Raw genomic sequence first — 17,684 nt, 5'->3', positions numbered from 1 at the left:
TCAGCAGGTCCGGACTTCCCCAGGCAGGCCGGGCCGAATTTCAACACCCTGCGTGACGGCGCCGTATGTTGGCGGCTTGGGCAGTCGTTGATCCGCCGCGGAACATTCGCGGTCGTGAAAGTAGAGGCCGCCGCGGCCGTTCTTTTCGTGCTCGGCGAGGAAGGCGCCGATTGCTGCTCCCATGATCGGAGCGTTCGGCAGATCGAGGCTGAACTCGGGTACCCGCAGGGGGATGTCCCAGCCTTCCTCGTCATCGGAACACCGAAACCATTCGATGTCGGCGGGGTCTGTGTCGCGCGACATGGTTGCGGTGAAGCGAACTTCACCGTCTTCAGAGAATGCCGCAAGCCGAGCAACGAGATCCTTGCGCCCGTCGTTGCCGATGCCCCAATTGTGGATGGTGTGACGGTACAGGTAGCCGAGGCATCGGGCTTCCTCGTCGCCGCCCGTCGACTTCGGTAGTGCGATAGACACAGCATCGCTGTCGAATGGGTTGTCTGGCCGGGGTATCAGCACTACCGGGACCGAGATACGCCCCACTCGTTTGCCATTCGCGGCGAAGGCGGAGTCCGCGTAGTCCGCCAAACGATGGTCATAGATGCCGTTGCCTTCGTCATCGCGGATCCATGCCCAAGAGACCCCGTCCGGGTTCATGGGACCGGCCGGTGGCAACGTGACTGCCTTGCCGTCCCATTCGACCGTGTAGCCCATGCTCCTCCACCAACAATCTGTCGAGCATCACATTGATCACGCTTGTCGAAATGCTCAGGTGAGCCCGCCGAGAATCCCCCGCCTTTCGGGTGCGGTCAGTGTAGTGGTCGGCCGGACACGCGACGGTCGACTTTGAAGTGCGCGGGCAAGTACTGGTCTGCCCGCGGAGTGACGGTGCAGGAGTCGTCCAGGCGAAGGGTGTGTGGCCAGTTGCTAGGTAAGTTGGGCGCGTAGATCACGGGGCGTCGGCATGGACCTGACGTTCGGCCAGTCGCTGAAACTCGTCGTCGGTGAGTTGGCCTCGGTAGAAGGCAGTTTCGATGGAATCCCAGTCACCGGCAATGTACGAGTCGGTGGCGACCTCGTTGATGCGGACTACCTGGCCGACGCTGTAACTCCAGCCTAAGAGTCTTTCCATCATCTGCTGAGTGGTGATGATGCCGGCCGTGCGCTGGTCAATGATCTCGGCAGGTTTCACGTCGAGCATGGTTGGGTCATCGGCGATGCGGCGCAAAATTCGTTGGATGGTCGCTTGGGACTGACTTACGACCAGTTCGCTGATCTGCCGCTGGGTGAGGCCTTGGACCACCGCAGCGTCATAGATCTCTCGTTCCAGCTCACATTCGCAGACTCGTTGACGTGCAGCTTTGGCTGCGAGTCGTTTCTGGGCGGCGGTCTGGATCGGGGGGTCGGGCAACATTTTGCACCTCCTGATTCATTATGAATCAGGAGGTCTGTCTGCGCGATAGGCGTCGGCTCGCTGCCGAGAATCACGGCCCTCCCCGAAGACCCGAGATTCGCCAGAGTCGCTGACTGTCTGCGTATACGATCCTGCAATGCCGCTGGGCGTGGGACAGGAATTCGCGGGTTATACCGTGGTCAGACGGCTAGGAGCCGGAGGAATGGGCGAGGTGTACCTCGCCCAACATCCCCGTTTGCCACGCCGCGATGCACTGAAGCTGTTGAATGCTGACATATCGGCGGATCCGACATTCCGGGAGCGCTTTCTTCGCGAGGCAAACCTCGCTTCGACGCTGTGGCATCCCCACGTTGTCGGAGTACTTGATCGCGGTGAGCACGACGGCAAGGGTGATGTCCCAGGAGCGGTGTAAAAGGGGCGTCACGTAGGCTCCCTGTTTTGCGTTGGTGATTTTATGCGATCGCTGACGAATTGGATGCCGCCACGGCGAGTATGTCTTGGTCTTAGATCGCGACATGCTCACTGACGCCGGTTTCGGATTGCCGGTCGAATCCGTTGCAGCAGTTGGAAGTCCCGTCGGTGGCAAGTCGACCGTTGTGTCCGACAGACCGTGCATCCGATCACCCCCGGCGCGATGGAAAGGAATCACCGGAATCATCGAGGTTTTAACCCTGTGCTGCTGATGGCTCGTGAATAGATACTCGATCGGACCGCCCACTCCTCGAAAGGGAGGACATCTTTGACCACGACCGTGCCCCAAGGCCGTCAACTGCACCTCGCTGGGTTTTTCTCGGCTGGCAACGTGACCCACGCCCACGGTGCGTGGCGTCACGTGGGCGCTACGAATGGCTTTCTCAGCGGTGAGTATTACAAGCGGATCGCTCGGACGTTGGAACGCGGGAAGTTCGATTTGTTGTTTTTGCCGGACGGTTTGGCGATCGAAGACAGTTACGGTGGGGACCTTCAGACCGGCGTCGGCCTGGGCGGTCAAGGCGCGATCGCCCTGGAACCGACCAGTGTTGTTGCAACAATGGCCGCGGCGACCGACAGATTGGGTTTGGGCGCGACGGTTTCCACGACGTACTACCCGCCCTACCACGTCGCGCGGATCTTCGCGACGCTGGACCATCTGTCGGATGGCCGGGTGTCCTGGAATGTGGTGACGTCGCTTAACGACTCGGAGGCGCGCAATTTCGGGGTCGACAAGCACCTAGAACACGATATCCGCTACGACCGTGCCGACGAGTTCCTTGAGGTCGTGAAGAAGCTGTGGAACTCCTGGGGCGACGATGCTCTGCTGTTGGACAAGGCGGGCGGGCGGTTTGCCGACCCGAAAAAGGTCCAATACGTCGAGCACCAGGGCAAATGGTTGTCGGTTCGCGGCCCGTTGCAGGTCCCCAGGTCACCGCAGGGCGAGCCGGTTATCCTGCAGGCGGGATTGTCACCGCGCGGTCGGCGCTTCGCCGGGCGGTGGGCCGAAGCGGTGTTTAGTATCTCGCCGAATCTGGACATCATGCGTGCGACCTATCAGGACCTCAAGGCGAATGTGGCCGCCGCTGGCCGCGATCCGGACCAGACGAAGGTTTTCACGGCGATCATGCCGGTCCTCGGAGAGACTGCGGCCATCGCCCGAGACCGGCTGGAATACATCAACTCGCTGGTGCATCCTGAGGTCGGTCTGTCGACCCTGTCGAGTCATAGCGGGATTGATCTCTCGGCGTATCCGTTGGACACCAAGTACGCCGATATCGTGGCCGACCTTGGTGACCGGCATGTGCCGACCATGTTGCAGATGTTTTCCGCGACCGCTGGCGGCAGCGACTTGTCGCTCGGGGAACTGGGACGGCGATACGGGACCAACGTCGGGTTCGTGCCGCAGTGGGCGGGAACAGCCGAGCACATCGCCGAGCAACTCGTCAGCCATTTCGAGGCTGGTGCCGCAGACGGGTTCATCATCTCTGCGGCCTATCTGCCCGGCGTCTACGACGAGTTCGTTGATCAGGTGGTGCCGTTGCTGCAGGAGCGCGGAGTGTTCCGCACCGAGTACGAGGGAACTACCTTGCGCGAGCATCTCGGGTTGAGCCGCCCCACCGGTAGGAGCGTGCAATGACCACGACTCCGGTCGAGCGTGATGTCCTGGCCTACAGTAACTGCCCGGTTCCCAATGCGCTGCTGACCGCCTTGGAAGCGGGTTTGTTGGCGCAGGAGGGTATCGCCCTGGAGGTGTTGAGCGGCGCCCAGGGCGCTTTACACTTCACCTACGACCATCCCGCCTACACCAGGTTCGGTGGGGAGATCCCGCCGTTAGTCAGCGAGGGGCTGCGGGCACCGGGGCGTACCCGCCTGCTGGGCGTCACCCGCTTCGCCGGGCCTCAGGGCTTTTACGTGTGCGCGGACAGTCCGGTGCGGTCGCCCGCCGAGTTGGCGGGCCGCCGGGTCGGGGTCTCGGCGGCGGCGATTCGCATCTTGCGCCGCGAGCTGGGTGACTATCGCCAGCTCGACCCGTGGCGGCAGACATTGATCGCCCTGGGCACCTGGGAGGCTCGTGGCCTGCTGTCCACGCTGGAGCGCGGCGGTGTGAAACTGGGCGATGTCGACCTGGTCGCCATCGAGACTCCCGGCGTGGATCTGCCCGCGGACCGGTTTAGCGCCGCCACCAGCGTCAAGGGCGCCGATCTGTTCCCCGCGGTGGCCCACCACCAAGCCGGCGTCCTAGACGCTGGCACAGTCGACGCGCTGTTCAGCTGGTTGCCGTGGGCTGCCGAACTGGAAGATCTCTACGGCGCTCGTGTACTGGCCGACCTCAGCGGCGACCAACGCAACCTATACGCCAGCGTCTGGACGGTCAGCGCGCAGCTGGTCGAGACCCACCCCGATCTGGTGCAGCGGCTCGTCGACGCCGCGGTGCGCGCTGGCCAGTGGTCCCGTCACCACCACGACGAGGTGGTGACAATCCATGCCGCCAACCTCGGCGTGGCGCCCGCGGCGATCGACCGAGGATTCGGCCCCGACTTCGCTGAGCACCTAGTGCCACGCCTGGACGAATCCGCCATCAACCTGCTGGACCAGACACAGCGGTTCCTCCTCGACAACGACCTGATCGATCACCCGGTCGATCTTGAGCAATGGGCCGCACCGGAGTTCTTAGCCGCAAGCCTGAACCGATCGACACCAGGAAACGGATCATGACACTGACGACCAACACCGCGAAGCCCCGGCCAGCCGACCTCGCCGACCCCGTTGCCGTAGCGCGTGATCTGGCCCGGACATGGCAGGACGGCCTCATCGAGCGCGACCGTGCCGGCGGATCGGCCACCACCGAACGCGAGGACCTGCGCGCCAGCGGCCTACTGTCGCTGGCAGTTCCGCAACGGTTCGGGGGATGGGGTGCTGACTGGCCCACCATCTTCGAGGTGATCCGCGAGATCGCCAAAGTAGACGGCTCCTTGGGTCATCTGTTCGGGTACCACACCGTGTGCATCGCGTTCATCGAGCTCTTGGGGTCGAGCGAACAGACGGAGCACGTCTACCGCCAGGTGGCGCAACACAACTGGTGGGCCGGCAACGCATCCAGCGAGAACAACAGCCACGTGCTGGACTGGAAGGTCCGTGCCACACCCCACGAAGACGGAAGCTACCGATTTGAAGGCACCAAGCACTTCACCAGCGGCGCCACGGATTCAGACCTGCTGCTCGTCTTTGGAGTAGTTCAAGACGCGTCAGCGCAGCAGGGATCGATCATCACCGCGGTGATCCCGACCGACCGAGCCGGCGTCACAGTCAACGACGACTGGGACGCCCTGGGCATGCGTCGCACCGACAGTGGCACCGTGGAGTTTCACGACGTGGAGGTGCGCGCTGACGAGGTTCTCGGGGGCCCCAACGCCATCATCAATGACTTCTTCCAGTTCCAGCCCGCCAGCCTGTTCGGGCCACTGGTCCAGCTGAGCTTCGCCAACGTCTACCTTGGGATCGCGCAGGGGGCGCTCGACGCCGCGCGCGACTACACCCGAACCCAAGCCCGCCCGTGGACACCAGCCGGTGTCACCCAGGCGGTCGAGGATCCCTACGTCGTGCGCGCCTACGGCGAAATGGGCATTGCCTACCAAGGCGCGGACGCCGCCGCGCGAGACGCCGCGCGACTGTTGCAAACCGTCTGGGACAAAGGCCGACAACTGACCGCCGAGGATCGCGGTGAGCTCATGGTCCGCGTGTCCGGCGTTAAGGCGTTGACCTCACAGGTCGCCCTCGACATCACCAGCCGCATCTTCGAGGTCATCGGAGCCCGCGGCACACACCCCCGGTACGGATTCGACCGATTCTGGAGAAACATCCGCACCCATACCCTGCACGACCCGGTCTCCTACAAGATCGCCGAAGTCGGCAACTACATACTCAACGGCCGCTACCCGGTGCCCGGCTTCACGTCATAGCCACGTTCGGGTGGGGAGAAGGCTCGCTCCCCACCTGAAACGAATAGTCGGCCTGTGACAATCGATTCTATGCGGTGGCAGCTGAATCGGTTGGCGCCACGCCGGTTTCGGCGTGAACTCCCGAATTCCGTTGCGGGAGTTCGGAAAGTGGGTCATGCAGCGACCTGCGCAGGTTGGCCAGCAGCCGCAGCCCGGCCGGTGTCATGGTGAACCCTCGCCACCCGGCCGAGGCGCGATCGAGCACCGCCCACACCAGCTTCAGACAGGAAACCTCGCCGGGCAGCCGACCGATGACCTTGACCCGGCGGCGGGTCTCACCGAACGTCCGCTCGATGAAATTGGAGTGCCGCACCCGGGTCCAGTGCTCACGCGGGAACCGCAGGTAGGCCGTCAGCGAGTCACGGTCGCTGAGCAGACACCGCACCGCTGCCGGATAGGAGTCGCGCCAACGCCTTTCGAACACGTCGAGCCGCTTCTGCACATACCCGACCGCGTCGGGGCCGGGCTCGATCGTGTCGGGCACCTCGAAGATCGACCAGTAGTCGGCCTTGACCTCCGCTTGGGCGTTCTTGGGCACCTTGGCCAACACGTTTCTGGCGCGATGCACCAGACACCGCTGCCGCAGCGCCGCGCCCATGGTGCGCTCGACCGCGCCGATCAACCCGGCCGCACCGTCGCTGACCACCAGCAGCGGACACGCCAACCCACGCTCACCGAGCCCGGTCAAAAACCCCTCCCACGCGTCACCGGACTCGCTTGAAGCGGCCTCCAGCCCGACGAACACCGGGTTGCCGTCGGTGTCGATACCCCACGCGGCCAGCACCGGGTCGGCCGACGCGTTGGCGTGGTATTTGAAGTGGCTGCCGTCGAGGAACAGGTAATCCAGCTCGATGTCGTCGAGCCGGCGAGCGCTCCAGGCCTCGAACTGGTCGCGGATGTCTTCGCAGATGCGCGACACCGTCGATTTCGACACCGCGGCGGTCTCGCCGAGCGCCTCGGTCAAGGTGGCCTGCACATCGCGTGTCGACAGTCCGCGCACGAACCCGGCGATCACCAGCGACTCCAGCGCGTTGGTCTTGGTCACCCCCTTACCGAACAACTGGGAGGCGAAGCGCTCGGCGGTGCCGCGCACCTTCGGCCGCTCCAGCGTCACCGGGCCGGCGGTGGTTTTCACCGTGGTCGGGCAGTACCCGTTGCGCATCCCGGCGCGGGCGCCCGCACTGCCTGCGGCCCGCTCATAGCGGTCCCGGCCCAAAAACGCGGTCACCTCGGCCTCGATCGCGGCCTGCAACAGCAACCGGGCGCCGAGCACCGCGACCTGCTCGATCGCACCCGCCAGGTCCTCGCCGCCGGCGAACACCTCATCAATTTCTGCCTGCAACCGCTGCGCAGGCGATATCCTCTTCGACACGGACGTGGGTTCCTTCCTTCAGACTTGCTGGTCTTCGAGGGAACCTACGTCCGAACCCTTTTACACCGCTGGAGGGACACAACCGACGGCAAGCTCTGGATCGCAATGGACTTTGTCGACGGCGAGGACGCTGCCAGTCTGCTGGCCCGGCGCTACCCCGCAGGTATGCCGGCTGATTTGGTAAGCGCGATCGTCACCGCAGTCGCGTCGGCGCTCGATCATGCCCACAAACGTGGGCTATTGCATCGCGATGTGAAGCCGGCCAACATCCTGCTCACTGCCGAAGACGACGATGACGGGCAGCAGCGAATCCTGCTCACCGACTTCGGGATCGCGCGCACTATCGATGACCCGGGTGGATTGACCGAAACAAACATGACCGTCGGCACGGTCGACTACACCGCGCCCGAACAGTTGATGGGCAATGATCTCGACGGCCGCACCGACCAATACGCATTGGCGGCAACCGCTTTCCACCTACTTACCGGGGCTCCACCTTTTCGCGATCCCAATCCGACAGTCGTGATCAGTCGCCACCTCAACAATCCAGCTCCCGCGTTATCCGGGATGCACCCCGACCTCGCAGGACTCGATGAAGTGCTCGCTACGGGATTGGACAAGGACCCAGACAAGCGGTACTCGAGCTGCAGTGCTTTCGCCCGAGCGTTGGCAGCGGCAAAACCCACCGTCGGATCGGAAAAGACGCGTCTGGCACCGACGATGCTGGCGCCCACACCAAAGAAGCCTGCCAAACGTGTGGACACCAAGGTGGAGACGACACCGGCGACAATGTTGGCGCCCGGTTGGTATCCCGACCCCAGCGGAAGACAAGGCACGCTGTATTGGGACGGACAACAGTGGCGAACCGCCTCGATTCCGGAAAGTGTTCCAGCAGCAAGTACTTCGGCGCAGTCACCTCGGTGGAGCACCCCGGTTGTGGCAGTTCTGGGATTGCTTGCCATCGTGGTGGTAGGTGGGGCGTTCGCTTTGGTCAGCACTGTGACCAATCAGCGAGGCGAGACAGCGCAGACGGCTCCAGCCCCAGTCACGGTCACCAGTCGGGTGCCGACGGAGCCGGTTGCAGCCGAGCCCGCGACAACCACAACGCCAGCCGCGTCCCCCACAAACTCAACAACGACGATCATCGTCACACCCGCCCCCACGGCCACCCAGTCAGCGCTACCCGCACCAGGTTTCCGCAACGGGCTCGTGGTCGGAACGTGCGACGAAGGTGGTTCGTGCGGGGTTAAGCAGCGGATAGCTCCGTATACGGATTCGGAGCGGCTTTACCCCAACGACCTCAAGGACGGTACTGCGGTGACGGTGGTGTGCCAGACCACCGGGGATCTGCGTTCCAACGCGGGCCAAGGGTCTAGCTATGTCTGGTACCGGCTGTACAACGGCGCCTACATCAACGCGGTGTACGTGAGCCTGCAAGAAGGAGTAACCCCATCATGTTGATGAACCTCCGGTGAGGAACCTCCTGCTGGCAGTAGGTATCGCCAGCGTCTTGGTCACGATGGTGGCAACCTCCTGCAGCCGTCAAGCTGACGAATCCGGCCCGGCAGCGCCATTGCATACCTCAGGCAAGACGCTCAGCGGATCACCGTCCACGTCGATGCAAGTTGAGCCCCACCCAGTGACCACTGAAACGGGCCAAACCGTAGACGACACCGGCTGGCAGCCGATCGGACTGTCGGTGCAGTCGCGGCCGATTCGGACGCGCACGATCGGTAACGGCCCACGCCGCGTGTTGTTCGTAGGCGGGATTCACGGCGACGAACCTGAGGGCGCTTACACCACCGGACAACTTGCAAGTGCCTTCACCGCGGACGGACTTGCTGGCCTCGCCACCCTGACGATTCTCGAGGACGCCAACCCGGATGGCCGCGCGGCAGGTACGCGCGGCAACGCTCACGGCGTCGACATCAACCGCAACTTTCCGGCCGCCAATTTCGATGCGGCTGCCCCTTCCAATGGGGGAACACCACTGAGCCAGCCTGAATCCCGAGCCCTGGTCGAGACGATCGACCGCACGGCCCCAGAACTTGTACTAGTAGCCCATTCCTGGTTGGGCCGCGAGTTCGTGAACTTCGACGGCCCTGCCCGCGCCATCGCCGAGCGGTTCGCGAGGACCGCCGGGATGCCGGTCGAAGAGTCCAGTGCGTTCGCCCCAACACCGGGGTCGCTGGGCTCGTATGTGGGTCGTGACCGCGGTATCGCCGTCGTGACCATCGAAGTACTCCGGGGCTCTGACCCTCTTCAAGTGTGGGAAAAGCTACGCCCAGCGCTGCTGGAAGCGATCCGCGGCGCCCAATCGTCCTGAGCCAATTGCGATTCAGCAGCGGAAAGGAACTGCGGGGTTGGTGGTGTAATCCAGCACCTTGCCGTAGGCGTCGCCGCCGGCGGCCCGTACGGCGGCGCACATCTGAGCTTGAGTGGTTCCGCCGGGGCGGAATACCGCGTAGATCGGGTTTCCGTCTTCGGTCGCCGCGCGCAATGAAGGGCAGGTTTGGTCGGTGCGGAGGTAGAAGGCACCTGGGTGGGCATCCAACAGTCGCTGCACGCCAGCTTCATAGAGTCCCGGCGTGGTGACGGAGCCCAAGATGACGATGTACTGGCCGTTGCAGGATGGTCGGCTCATCGGTTGACGCAATCCGAGATCACCCGAGGACACCGTCGGTGGTCGAGGTGGTGCGGACGGTGGCCGCTGTACAGGCGCGCTGGGCGATTGGTTCGGCGGAATTGACGGCGGGCTGGGAGAGGCGCTGACCGGCGGTTTTGGGGGGTCGGAGATTTCCTGCCACGGTGATGCTGTCGGCTGTGGTTGAGCCGTGGGAGCGGACGGCTGGCCTAATCGCGCCCCAACATAGGCAACCAACCCAACGGCCAGCAATCCGACAGCGACGGCTGCCGCTATCAGCGGCCATCGCCGCGATGAACGCTCCTGACGCACAACTGGTTCGGGAGCCGCAGACGCCGGGAACGCATACATAGTGGGAGCGGCCGATGCGGGAACACCGAACTGGGTGGCATCGCCCGAGCCTGCGACACGGGCCCCGCGTCCAGTAAGCGCGGTGGCGAAGGCGCGGCATGTCTCGAACCGTTGGTGCGGTTCTTTGGCCATCGCTTTGCCGAGCACGTCATCGATGTCGCCAAGGTCGGGCCGAATGGAGGCAATCCTCGGAGGTGGTGAGGACAGATGATTGCCGATCACCACCGCCGGGTTGGTATTGGAGAACGGCGGGGTGCCAGTCAGAAGGTGAAACGCTGTCGCAGCCAAGGCGTATTGGTCTGCATGGCCGTCCAGCGGCTGACCTGTGAGTTGTTCGGGGGCAGCGTAGGCGACCGAGCCCACCGTCACATTCGTGGCGGTCAATCCGCCACTGTCGAAGGTGTCACGGGCAATACCGAAGTCGGCCAACAGGATTCGTCGATCTTCTTGACGCTTGTCGGTGAGCAGAATGTTGGCGGGTTTGACGTCGCGATGGAGCAGATACCGTTCGTGGGCGTAGTCGAGCGCTTCGGCGATCGCTGACACGATTTCGAATGCTTCAGCGGGTGGCATCCCGTGCGGGTAGCGGTTCCGCAGGAGTTCCGCGGCGTCTTTGCCTTCGACGTAGTCCATCGTGATCCACAATTGGCCGTCGTCCTCACCGCGATCATGGACGGCCACGATGTGCGGGTGCCATAACGTCGCGGCGATGTCGGCCTCGCGAGCGAACCGGGCACGAAACTGCGGGTCCGCACTGACTGCCGATGGCAAGATCTTCAGCGCCTCCTGCCGGGGCAGCCGTGGGTGTTGCACGAGATAGACCTCGCCCATTCCCCCGGTTCCCAGCAATCGCAGGATGCGGTAGCCGGCGAACACCTGCCCTTCGGCAATCGACATGGGCGCATATTACCCAGCTCCACCGAGTTGATCAGGCCTTTTACGGCCCATCATCGTGCGTGATTCCCTCCGCACCGGATACCGGTCAGTTTTGCCAACGAGCCCTGGCGTCCTGAGTTGCTGCGTATCGTGACGACGATGGAGATGCAGCCCAGCCGCGGATACGGGCCGCGGCTTGACGCTCTGAGTCGGCGGCGGCTCCTCCAGCTCAGTGGCAGCCTCGGATTGGCCGCAACACTCGGCGCATGCGCTGGCAGTACCGAATCGACTTCGACGCCCACCGCGCAACCCACTAGCACCGCACCGGTGTTGCCGCCAGAACCGATCGCGGTCAGTCCGCTGCCGCTGGAACCTGGCCCACCCGCCGCCACGATGGCCGGCGGACAGCCGATGGTGGAGATCTGCCGGCAAGCCTGGGGCGCGGCACCGGCCAGGGCCGGTGGACGCCCGCACACCATTACCCGAATGACGCTGCACCACACCGCCGTTGTCCTCGGAGACAACCGCACTGCCCCCAGCCGATTACGTCAGCACCAGCGCTTCCACCAAAATGACCGGGGATGGATCGACATCGCCTACCACGTCGGCGTCGACCGTAACGGCAACATCTACGAACTACGCAGCCCGGAGCTCGCTGGCGATACCGCAACCAACTACGACCCAGCTGGACACTTCCTGGTCCTCTGCGAGGGCGACTTCGACCAGGAAACCGTCACCGAAGCTCAACTCAATGGTGCTGCAACAGCATTCGCGTGGGCTGCCCAACAGTTCCACCTAGCCAGCGGCACCCTCGGCGGGCATCGAGACTTCGCTGACACCGCCTGCCCCGGCGCTAACCTCTACTCCCACCTCACCTCAGGGGATCTGCATACACGTATCGATGCCCTGCTCGCCGCAGGACCTGTCGACCTGCAGCGCCTCTGCGGAGAAGAGGCCGCTACCAAGGTCGCTGCTATCGAGGCGGGCCAGTGACAGAGCGGGATGGGGCGCCAGCGCCAATTTGGTGAGCGTTACGCGCGCGGCAGACGGTATTGAGGCCGCTACTTATATTTGCTTGGCAGTCGGCACCCGGTGCTGCCGGTGATCAGCGCTGCAGCTTGGGATCCAAAGCGCAGCGTTGTCCCGGTGTCGCTGGTGAATTGTAGGTCGTGATCGTTGGGATGGTCCTTGAATACCGTGAGCTCGGTTGCACCCAACGAAGAGGCAGCTTGCTGCGCCAGATCGAGAGCCTGCTTCCAGTTCTGTTCGGGAATTGGAGTGTCGGATACGTAGTTTCGTAGCAGTATCAGTTGGCCGTCGGACTGCTCGTACGGTGGATTGCAGCCGCCTCTGCTGTCTGTACGCCGCCATTCCCATGTCACAGACGGAGCGATGGCGGTGATCTGCTGGCCAAGATTTACGATCGCAGACTCCACTTGCGTTTGTGTGTCTTCAAGCGACGGCAGAGTTTTCAGCGCGTCTGCTGCTTGGCTGGCTTGGCTGGCGTCGGTGGGCTTGTATGGATTGCTCACGTGGCATCCTGTCCCTAATAGCGCAATCGAGGCGAGGCACGTAATCGCGCTGAGTTGGTGGCGGACGGTGCGGTTCAAGGTCATAGGCGCTGTGCTCACTTGTCCGGGATCGGGGCTGTGCCTGCCACGACGGCAGCGATGTTGTAGCCGCTGATACGGGGCTGATTGTTATCGCCCAGTTGAGGGTACTGGCTATGCGCGTGCGGACCGCTGACTCCTTCTAGCGTGCGACCATCGGGCACCGTGGTTGGGGCCGTCGCGAGTTGGGTGAAGTTGGGATTGGTGGCTGGGTTCGGGCCGAAGTCGCCGAATTCGTCGTTGAGGTACGAACCGATAATCGGGATTCCTTGAATCACAGACCTGGCGTCGTACACACCCTGAATGGGATCGTCAGGGGCTTCCATCGCGTAAACGTGGCCGGGTTGCATCTGTAGGTCTTGCGGTGTGGACGCTTCGATACCGGGCGAACCGTAGAACAGGACGTTGTCGACACCGTGGTTACCTGGCTCCTGCAGAGCCAGACCAGTGGTAAGCGAACCGTAGGAGTGTCCGATCGCTGTGAGGTCCAATGGGCCCTGGTGTGCGGCGTTGATGCCGTCATAGAACCCGGCCAGGTCGTGCGCGCCGGCACGGGCCATGTCGTCATGCATGACGTCCCACACTCCATCCGCCGACGTACCAAACTGGTCCCAGCCGGGAACCTGGGGGATGTCATAACCGATCCATGCAATGGCAGCAACGGTCTCGTCACCACGCTTGGCCAGATCGAGTTGGTCAAGCGCTTCCTTGCGAACATTCATGGCCTCATTGGCCATACCCTCAATGGAACCGTGCACGGTGGTGTTCAGACCCGGAGCCGTCACCGAGACGTGATCGGCGGTGTCAGGGTCTCCCACAGCGATTGCGGCATGAACCTGCTCGCCGGATTTGGTATCCAGCAGCATGAGCTTGCGTTCGGGGTTGTCGCGGACGGCCCTGTCGATGGCCTGCAAGTCCGGCAGGTACCTAGCGCCGTTCTGGGCGTCGCTGAGTTCCTTCTGCCACGCCTCGTACTTGGGCCGGTCAGCGAAGATCGCGCCGGGCTCATTAGGGGGCGGGATGTTCTTGCCGTCAGCCCAGTCCGGGTGCTGAGCCTTGAGGGCATCGACGCGGTCCTGGGCAGCCTGCGCCCGGGGCAGTTCGCGGTCCAACGTCTGGCGGTTGTAGTAATCCTGGTCGACGCCAGGCATACCGTTGTGGTTGGCGATGGTGGGGTCCCGCTGATAGAGCGCGTCACGCTCTTCTGGCGTCAGACCCTCCCAAAAGTCATGGAACTGGTTTGGATCATCGGGAACCGGCTTGGTAAGGGCATCACGCACATCGGGCGGATCGGTGCCAGCCGAATGCCCACCCGCATCCGTGATGGCCTTCGCCAAGCCGTCGTCGGCTTCATCTGCTGCGACGAGCAGGTCCTTTATTCGTACTTCAAGGTCTGCCTGTTGCAACGCATATACAGGATCGCCGACTTTCGACTGGTCGGTAGCAGTTACTTCCCCGGAGACGGGGTCGATGCTGAATCCTTCGTTGCGGGCGTCCTCGTAGATGCGGTGCAGTGCTGATTTGACGCCTTCGATCTCGTCGGCGCTGGACCTGGTCGCCGACGAGACTCTGGCCATTTCCTCGCCATGGGAGGCGAGGTAGGCGCTCAGTTTGTCCAATGAGGCGCGTGCTGCGTCTCCGCCGCTGCCCTGCCAACTTTCGATGAGTGGGAGTTTCGTCAGCCCGGAACGGACGTCGTTGGTGCTGGCACCACGCTTGCCGAGCGCAGTAGCGACTTCTCGAAGTGTCGAGGCGTCCCAACGCTCGATGTCGGCAAGGGTCAGGCCCATCAGAGCTGTTTTTCGATAGCTTCTGAGTTCTTTTGGATGGCTTCTGAGCTTTCGGTATCCACGGTCGTGTAACCATGGGCCGCCGCACGAAAAGCTGTGCCGTGGGCAGCGACGTCGGCCTGCATCTCCTGCGAGGCGGCCTGCCACTCGGCAAACTTCGCACGTAATGCCGCAGCGGATGCCCCCACCCACCCTGACTGTGCGGCCTCGATATCAGCATCTGCGGCCGCGTGAGCAGCCGATAAGTCGGCATGGTGCATGTCCATGTGATCCGACGACATGTGCAGGTCGACCGGATCGACTCCCAGATGGTCTCCCACCGTCTGCCCCCTCCCGCATAACGATCGCGCACCCAACAGCAATCCGGTGAATGCGCCTTTTCACGATACAACCCCTGCAACAGCTACCGCGCCACCAATTTCTGACCTCCGCCCAAAGCCAATACTGTTGGCCCACTCCAAGCCTGTCTACGGGACCGCAGGTTTGTCCGCCGGCCGGTGGCGTCTCCGGCTCATTTCCGCTGGCCTAGAAACGTACAAGCGCGTAGCGCCTGCGTGCCTGCCTGCGAAAGACAATGGCTCAACACGGCATTCGGATGTCGTGGCCGAGGCGCCAGCCCGTGTATCGCGAGCGGTCCAACATCAACCACGCGCGCCCGAGCTTGGTCTGCAAAGTCGTACAATCCCGCGGAGCGATCGGTAGAACTTTCGGGAGAAATGATGAGTGCGCTGGACAAACGGGTCGGCACACAGTTCGGCGTCTACGCGATCATCAGCCTGCTGGGCAAAGGCGGGATGGGTTCGGTCTACCAGGCCCGCGACATCAAAAAGAAGCGCCTCGTCGCGCTGAAGATCCTCGCCGACGAGTACTCCCAAGACCCCGAATACCGCACCCGCTTCACCCGTGAGGCCCACGCCGCGGCCGAATTGCAAGAACCTCACATCATCCCGATCCACGACTGGGGCGAAATCGATGGCTCGCTCTACATCGATATGCGTCTAGTCCGCGGCTCCACCCTGCGCGAACTGATCGCTGCCGGGCCGCTGGATCCCCAGCGCGCGGTGCACATCATCGGCCAGGTCGCCGCCGCACTCGATGACGCCCACAAAACTGGTCTGTTTCACCGAGACGTCAAGCCCGAGAACATCATCGTTACCGGGGACGCCGACTTCGCCTACCTGCTTGACTTCGGCATCGCTGAACGCGTTGGAGAAGACCACATCACCAAAGCCGGCATGACCGTCGGATCCATGGCCTACATGGCCCCCGAACGACTCAACGGCGAACCCACCACCGCCGCCTCTGACATCTACGCCCTGGCCTGCGTGCTGTATGAAACCCTCACCGGCGACCGCCCGTTTGGCGCCGTCAGCATGCAACACCTGCTCAATGCACACCTGAGCAGCGCGCCACCACAACCATCCCGGGCCAGCTCGGCTCTGTCGGCGTTCGATCCGGTCATTACCCGGGGCATGGCCAAGGAACCTGACGAACGCTATGGCACCGCCGGCGCGTTGGCACGCGCCGCAGGGCGCGCCCTGACCGTCGCCCCGGCCACACCGGTACCGGCCGATCAGTTGGAAACCATGGCAGGTCCAGTCGTACTGGCGGCCACCGACGTTCACACCCGCGCAGCATCATCGTCACCGCCGGCAGCCGACACTGCGGCCCAGCCGCCAGTCCCGGCCGCCACGGGTCCCAATTGGCCGATGATCGGCCTCGGCGCGGCCGGCGTCGCCGCACTGCTGTTGGCGATCGGACTCGTGATCGGTGTGACCTCAGCCAACCGATCCGGCCCGAGTACGCCGTCTGCACAACCACCGCTGACCACCCATACCCCGGCGCCTCTGCCGACGGCCACCGTGGCGGCTGATCCCACCACGAGCTGGGCCTCCACCCCGCCGCCGATCGTCACCGGCGCCGACGCCAGCCACCACCGCTGCGACGCCGGCATCGACCACCCCAACCACACCGGCCCCGGCAGCCGCGCGGGCCGCGGCAGCGCTGCTACGAGCTGCCTGTTCACCTACAACGTGCTCACCGAATACTGGCGCATGGGCCCACCCAACAGATACCTGCGCATCGTCAACGCCTATGGGGCAGTCCCGTGCAACCCCAGCAAAACGCAATGCTTGGGCGACCAATTCGTGATGGAGTGCCGAGACCACGGCCAAGGCTGGATCACCTGCGAAGGCGGAGTGAACGCGCGTGTTTACATCTACTAAAAGCCTTGCAACACTAGCTATCACATTGCTCCTCGCGGGATGTTCCTTCACGCCAGCCAGCATCAGACCTGCCCCGCCCGCAGCCTCGACCCCTGCCGCGGCCGCTGCAACGCCCGCACCCGCCGACCCACCACCGGTCGCTGGCCAACCGAACACTGCAAACCTCACCGCCAGCTTCACCGCCCTGGCCGAACATATCCCCGGCGAAGTCGGCATAACCATCACCGACGGCCAACACACCTTGCAGTTCGGCACCTGGGACACCGGACCCGCCTGGTCCACCATCAAAGTGCCCCTAGCCATCGCTGCCGCCCGACACGACCCCGCTAACACCGCCCCGTTGATCGAACGGGCGATCACCGCATCTGACAACGCCGCCGCCGATGAACTCTGGGCCTCCCTCGGCGACCCCGCCGCCGCGGCCACGGCCGTGCACCAGGTCCTCGCCGATGGAACCAACCCCGACGTCTACGTCCAAGCCGAACAAATCAGGCCGCCCTACAGCCCCTACGGCCAAACCATCTGGCCCCAAATTGACGCCGCACGATTCGCCTGGACCCTGCCCTGCATACCCGACGCCGGACCCGTCCTCACTCAGATGCGCAACATCACCCCAGACCAACAATGGGGACTAGCCGCCCTCGATAACACCGCTAGCAAAGGCGGCTGGGGCCCCGGCCCCGACGGCAACTACCTCGCCCGCCAAATCGGCCTGTACCAAACTGAAACCGGCCCCCTCGGCGTGGCGATCGCCACCACACCCGACGACGGCACCTTCGCCACCGCCACCAGCATCCTCAACAACCTCGCCAACTGGATCACGCAGAACACTGCCGAGCTGCCGGGCGCCGGCTCCTGCACAAACAGCTGATCCACATCCCCGAGTCGACAGCCTGCAACGTCGAGCCGGCCGCTGGAGTGCACGGCGGACCG

At 63.7% G+C, this 17,684-nt stretch carries 15 protein-coding genes and 1 pseudogene; 9 read left to right on the top strand and 7 right to left on the bottom strand.

The window, feature by feature from the left end; genetic code table 11:
• Complete coding sequence (locus K6L26_RS01645; protein WP_221852527.1) at positions 1 to 711, bottom strand: hypothetical protein; 711 nt, start codon at positions 709 to 711, stop codon at positions 1 to 3.
• Positions 712 to 946: 235 nt separating this feature from the next.
• Positions 947 to 1,411, bottom strand: a complete 465-nt coding sequence (locus tag K6L26_RS01640; protein ID WP_221852525.1) for a winged helix-turn-helix domain-containing protein — start codon at positions 1,409 to 1,411, stop codon at positions 947 to 949.
• A gap of 136 nt (positions 1,412 to 1,547) precedes the next feature.
• On the opposite strand from K6L26_RS01640, the pseudogene K6L26_RS31610 reads away from it, so the two are divergent.
• The 4 genes and pseudogenes from K6L26_RS31610 to dszC form a co-directional block, all read left to right on the top strand.
• Positions 1,548 to 1,799, top strand: a pseudogene (locus K6L26_RS31610) (serine/threonine protein kinase); the annotation flags it as partial.
• 363 nt (positions 1,800 to 2,162) lie between these two features.
• Positions 2,163 to 3,521, top strand: coding sequence for a dibenzothiophene-sulfone monooxygenase DszA (locus K6L26_RS01630; protein WP_221853319.1), 1,359 nt, complete (start codon positions 2,163 to 2,165; stop codon positions 3,519 to 3,521).
• Positions 3,518 to 4,600, top strand: coding sequence for a type 2 periplasmic-binding domain-containing protein (locus K6L26_RS01625; RefSeq protein ID WP_221852522.1), 1,083 nt, complete (start codon positions 3,518 to 3,520; stop codon positions 4,598 to 4,600). Before K6L26_RS01630 ends, K6L26_RS01625 begins: the two co-directional genes overlap by 4 nt.
• Positions 4,597 to 5,844 carry a dibenzothiophene monooxygenase gene (gene dszC, locus K6L26_RS01620; protein WP_015388811.1) on the top strand — a complete coding sequence of 416 codons (1,248 nt, stop codon included), beginning with the start codon at positions 4,597 to 4,599 and terminating at the stop codon, positions 5,842 to 5,844. The genes K6L26_RS01625 and dszC overlap by 4 nt, the downstream gene beginning before the upstream one ends.
• Positions 5,845 to 5,911: 67 nt before the next feature.
• Here the strand turns inward: dszC and K6L26_RS01615 are convergent, their stop codons facing one another.
• Positions 5,912 to 7,255, bottom strand: coding sequence for an IS256 family transposase (locus K6L26_RS01615; protein ID WP_015388812.1), 1,344 nt, complete (start codon positions 7,253 to 7,255; stop codon positions 5,912 to 5,914).
• Between the two features lie 24 nt (positions 7,256 to 7,279).
• On the opposite strand from K6L26_RS01615, the gene K6L26_RS01610 reads away from it, so the two are divergent.
• Positions 7,280 to 8,716, top strand: coding sequence for a protein kinase domain-containing protein (locus tag K6L26_RS01610; protein ID WP_245008672.1), 1,437 nt, complete (start codon positions 7,280 to 7,282; stop codon positions 8,714 to 8,716).
• A gap of 58 nt (positions 8,717 to 8,774) precedes the next feature.
• Positions 8,775 to 9,581, top strand: a complete 807-nt coding sequence (locus K6L26_RS01605; RefSeq protein WP_245008784.1) for a M14 family zinc carboxypeptidase — start codon at positions 8,775 to 8,777, stop codon at positions 9,579 to 9,581.
• A gap of 12 nt (positions 9,582 to 9,593) precedes the next feature.
• Here K6L26_RS01605 and K6L26_RS31870 read toward each other — a convergent pair whose 3' ends face one another.
• A complete protein-coding gene (locus K6L26_RS31870; protein WP_221852518.1) occupies positions 9,594 to 11,147 on the bottom strand; it encodes a serine/threonine-protein kinase in 1,554 nt (517 codons plus the stop codon).
• Positions 11,148 to 11,453: 306 nt separating this feature from the next.
• On the opposite strand from K6L26_RS31870, the gene K6L26_RS01595 reads away from it, so the two are divergent.
• Positions 11,454 to 12,119 (top strand): peptidoglycan recognition protein family protein, encoded by a 666-nt coding sequence (locus K6L26_RS01595; protein ID WP_245008671.1) that lies wholly within the window; start codon positions 11,454 to 11,456, stop codon positions 12,117 to 12,119.
• A gap of 68 nt (positions 12,120 to 12,187) precedes the next feature.
• Here the strand turns inward: K6L26_RS01595 and K6L26_RS01590 are convergent, their stop codons facing one another.
• The 3 genes from K6L26_RS01590 to K6L26_RS01580 form a co-directional block, all read right to left on the bottom strand.
• On the bottom strand, positions 12,188 to 12,658 hold the full coding sequence (locus K6L26_RS01590) for an LppA family lipoprotein (protein WP_221852514.1): 471 nt from the start codon (positions 12,656 to 12,658) through the stop codon (positions 12,188 to 12,190).
• Positions 12,659 to 12,753: 95 nt separating this feature from the next.
• The gene (locus K6L26_RS01585) at positions 12,754 to 14,526 is read right to left on the bottom strand and encodes an alpha/beta hydrolase (RefSeq protein ID WP_221852512.1); all 1,773 of its coding nucleotides are present in this window, start codon (positions 14,524 to 14,526) and stop codon (positions 12,754 to 12,756) included.
• Positions 14,526 to 14,846: a WXG100 family type VII secretion target gene (locus K6L26_RS01580; RefSeq protein ID WP_221852511.1), complete on the bottom strand. Its 321-nt coding sequence runs from the start codon at positions 14,844 to 14,846 to the stop codon at positions 14,526 to 14,528. The genes K6L26_RS01585 and K6L26_RS01580 overlap by 1 nt, the downstream gene beginning before the upstream one ends.
• Before the next feature lie 399 nt (positions 14,847 to 15,245).
• On the opposite strand from K6L26_RS01580, the gene K6L26_RS01575 reads away from it, so the two are divergent.
• Together K6L26_RS01575 and K6L26_RS01570 are read left to right on the top strand one after the other, a co-directional pair.
• Positions 15,246 to 16,751 carry a serine/threonine-protein kinase gene (locus tag K6L26_RS01575; RefSeq protein WP_435405356.1) on the top strand — a complete coding sequence of 502 codons (1,506 nt, stop codon included), beginning with the start codon at positions 15,246 to 15,248 and terminating at the stop codon, positions 16,749 to 16,751.
• 25 nt (positions 16,752 to 16,776) lie between these two features.
• Entirely contained in the window at positions 16,777 to 17,622 is an 846-nt protein-coding gene (locus K6L26_RS01570) for a serine hydrolase (protein ID WP_221852509.1), read from the top strand.
• Positions 17,623 to 17,684 lie beyond the last annotated feature (62 nt).

Origin of the sequence: Mycobacterium farcinogenes, from assembly GCF_019739075.1 — a bacterium.
GTDB lineage: Bacteria > Actinomycetota > Actinomycetes > Mycobacteriales > Mycobacteriaceae > Mycobacterium > Mycobacterium senegalense.
Note: the sequence above shows the minus strand (reverse complement) of the source record. Positions and strands in the feature narration are given on the sequence as shown.

Bases quoted from the DNA above. Each gene is read 5' to 3' on its own strand.
- dszC (WP_015388811.1), top strand. From the start codon at position 4,597: ATGACACTGACGACCAACACCGCGAAGCCCCGGCCAGCCGACCTCGCC.
- K6L26_RS31870 (WP_221852518.1), bottom strand. From the start codon at position 11,147: ATGTCGATTGCCGAAGGGCAGGTGTTCGCCGGCTACCGCATCCTGCGA.
- K6L26_RS01645 (WP_221852527.1), bottom strand. From the start codon at position 711: ATGGGCTACACGGTCGAATGGGACGGCAAGGCAGTCACGTTGCCACCG.
- K6L26_RS01585 (WP_221852512.1), bottom strand. From the start codon at position 14,526: ATGGGCCTGACCCTTGCCGACATCGAGCGTTGGGACGCCTCGACACTT.
- K6L26_RS01575 (WP_435405356.1), top strand. From the start codon at position 15,246: ATGAGTGCGCTGGACAAACGGGTCGGCACACAGTTCGGCGTCTACGCG.
- K6L26_RS01640 (WP_221852525.1), bottom strand. From the start codon at position 1,411: ATGTTGCCCGACCCCCCGATCCAGACCGCCGCCCAGAAACGACTCGCA.
- K6L26_RS01605 (WP_245008784.1), top strand. From the start codon at position 8,775: ATGGTGGCAACCTCCTGCAGCCGTCAAGCTGACGAATCCGGCCCGGCA.
- K6L26_RS01625 (WP_221852522.1), top strand. From the start codon at position 3,518: ATGACCACGACTCCGGTCGAGCGTGATGTCCTGGCCTACAGTAACTGC.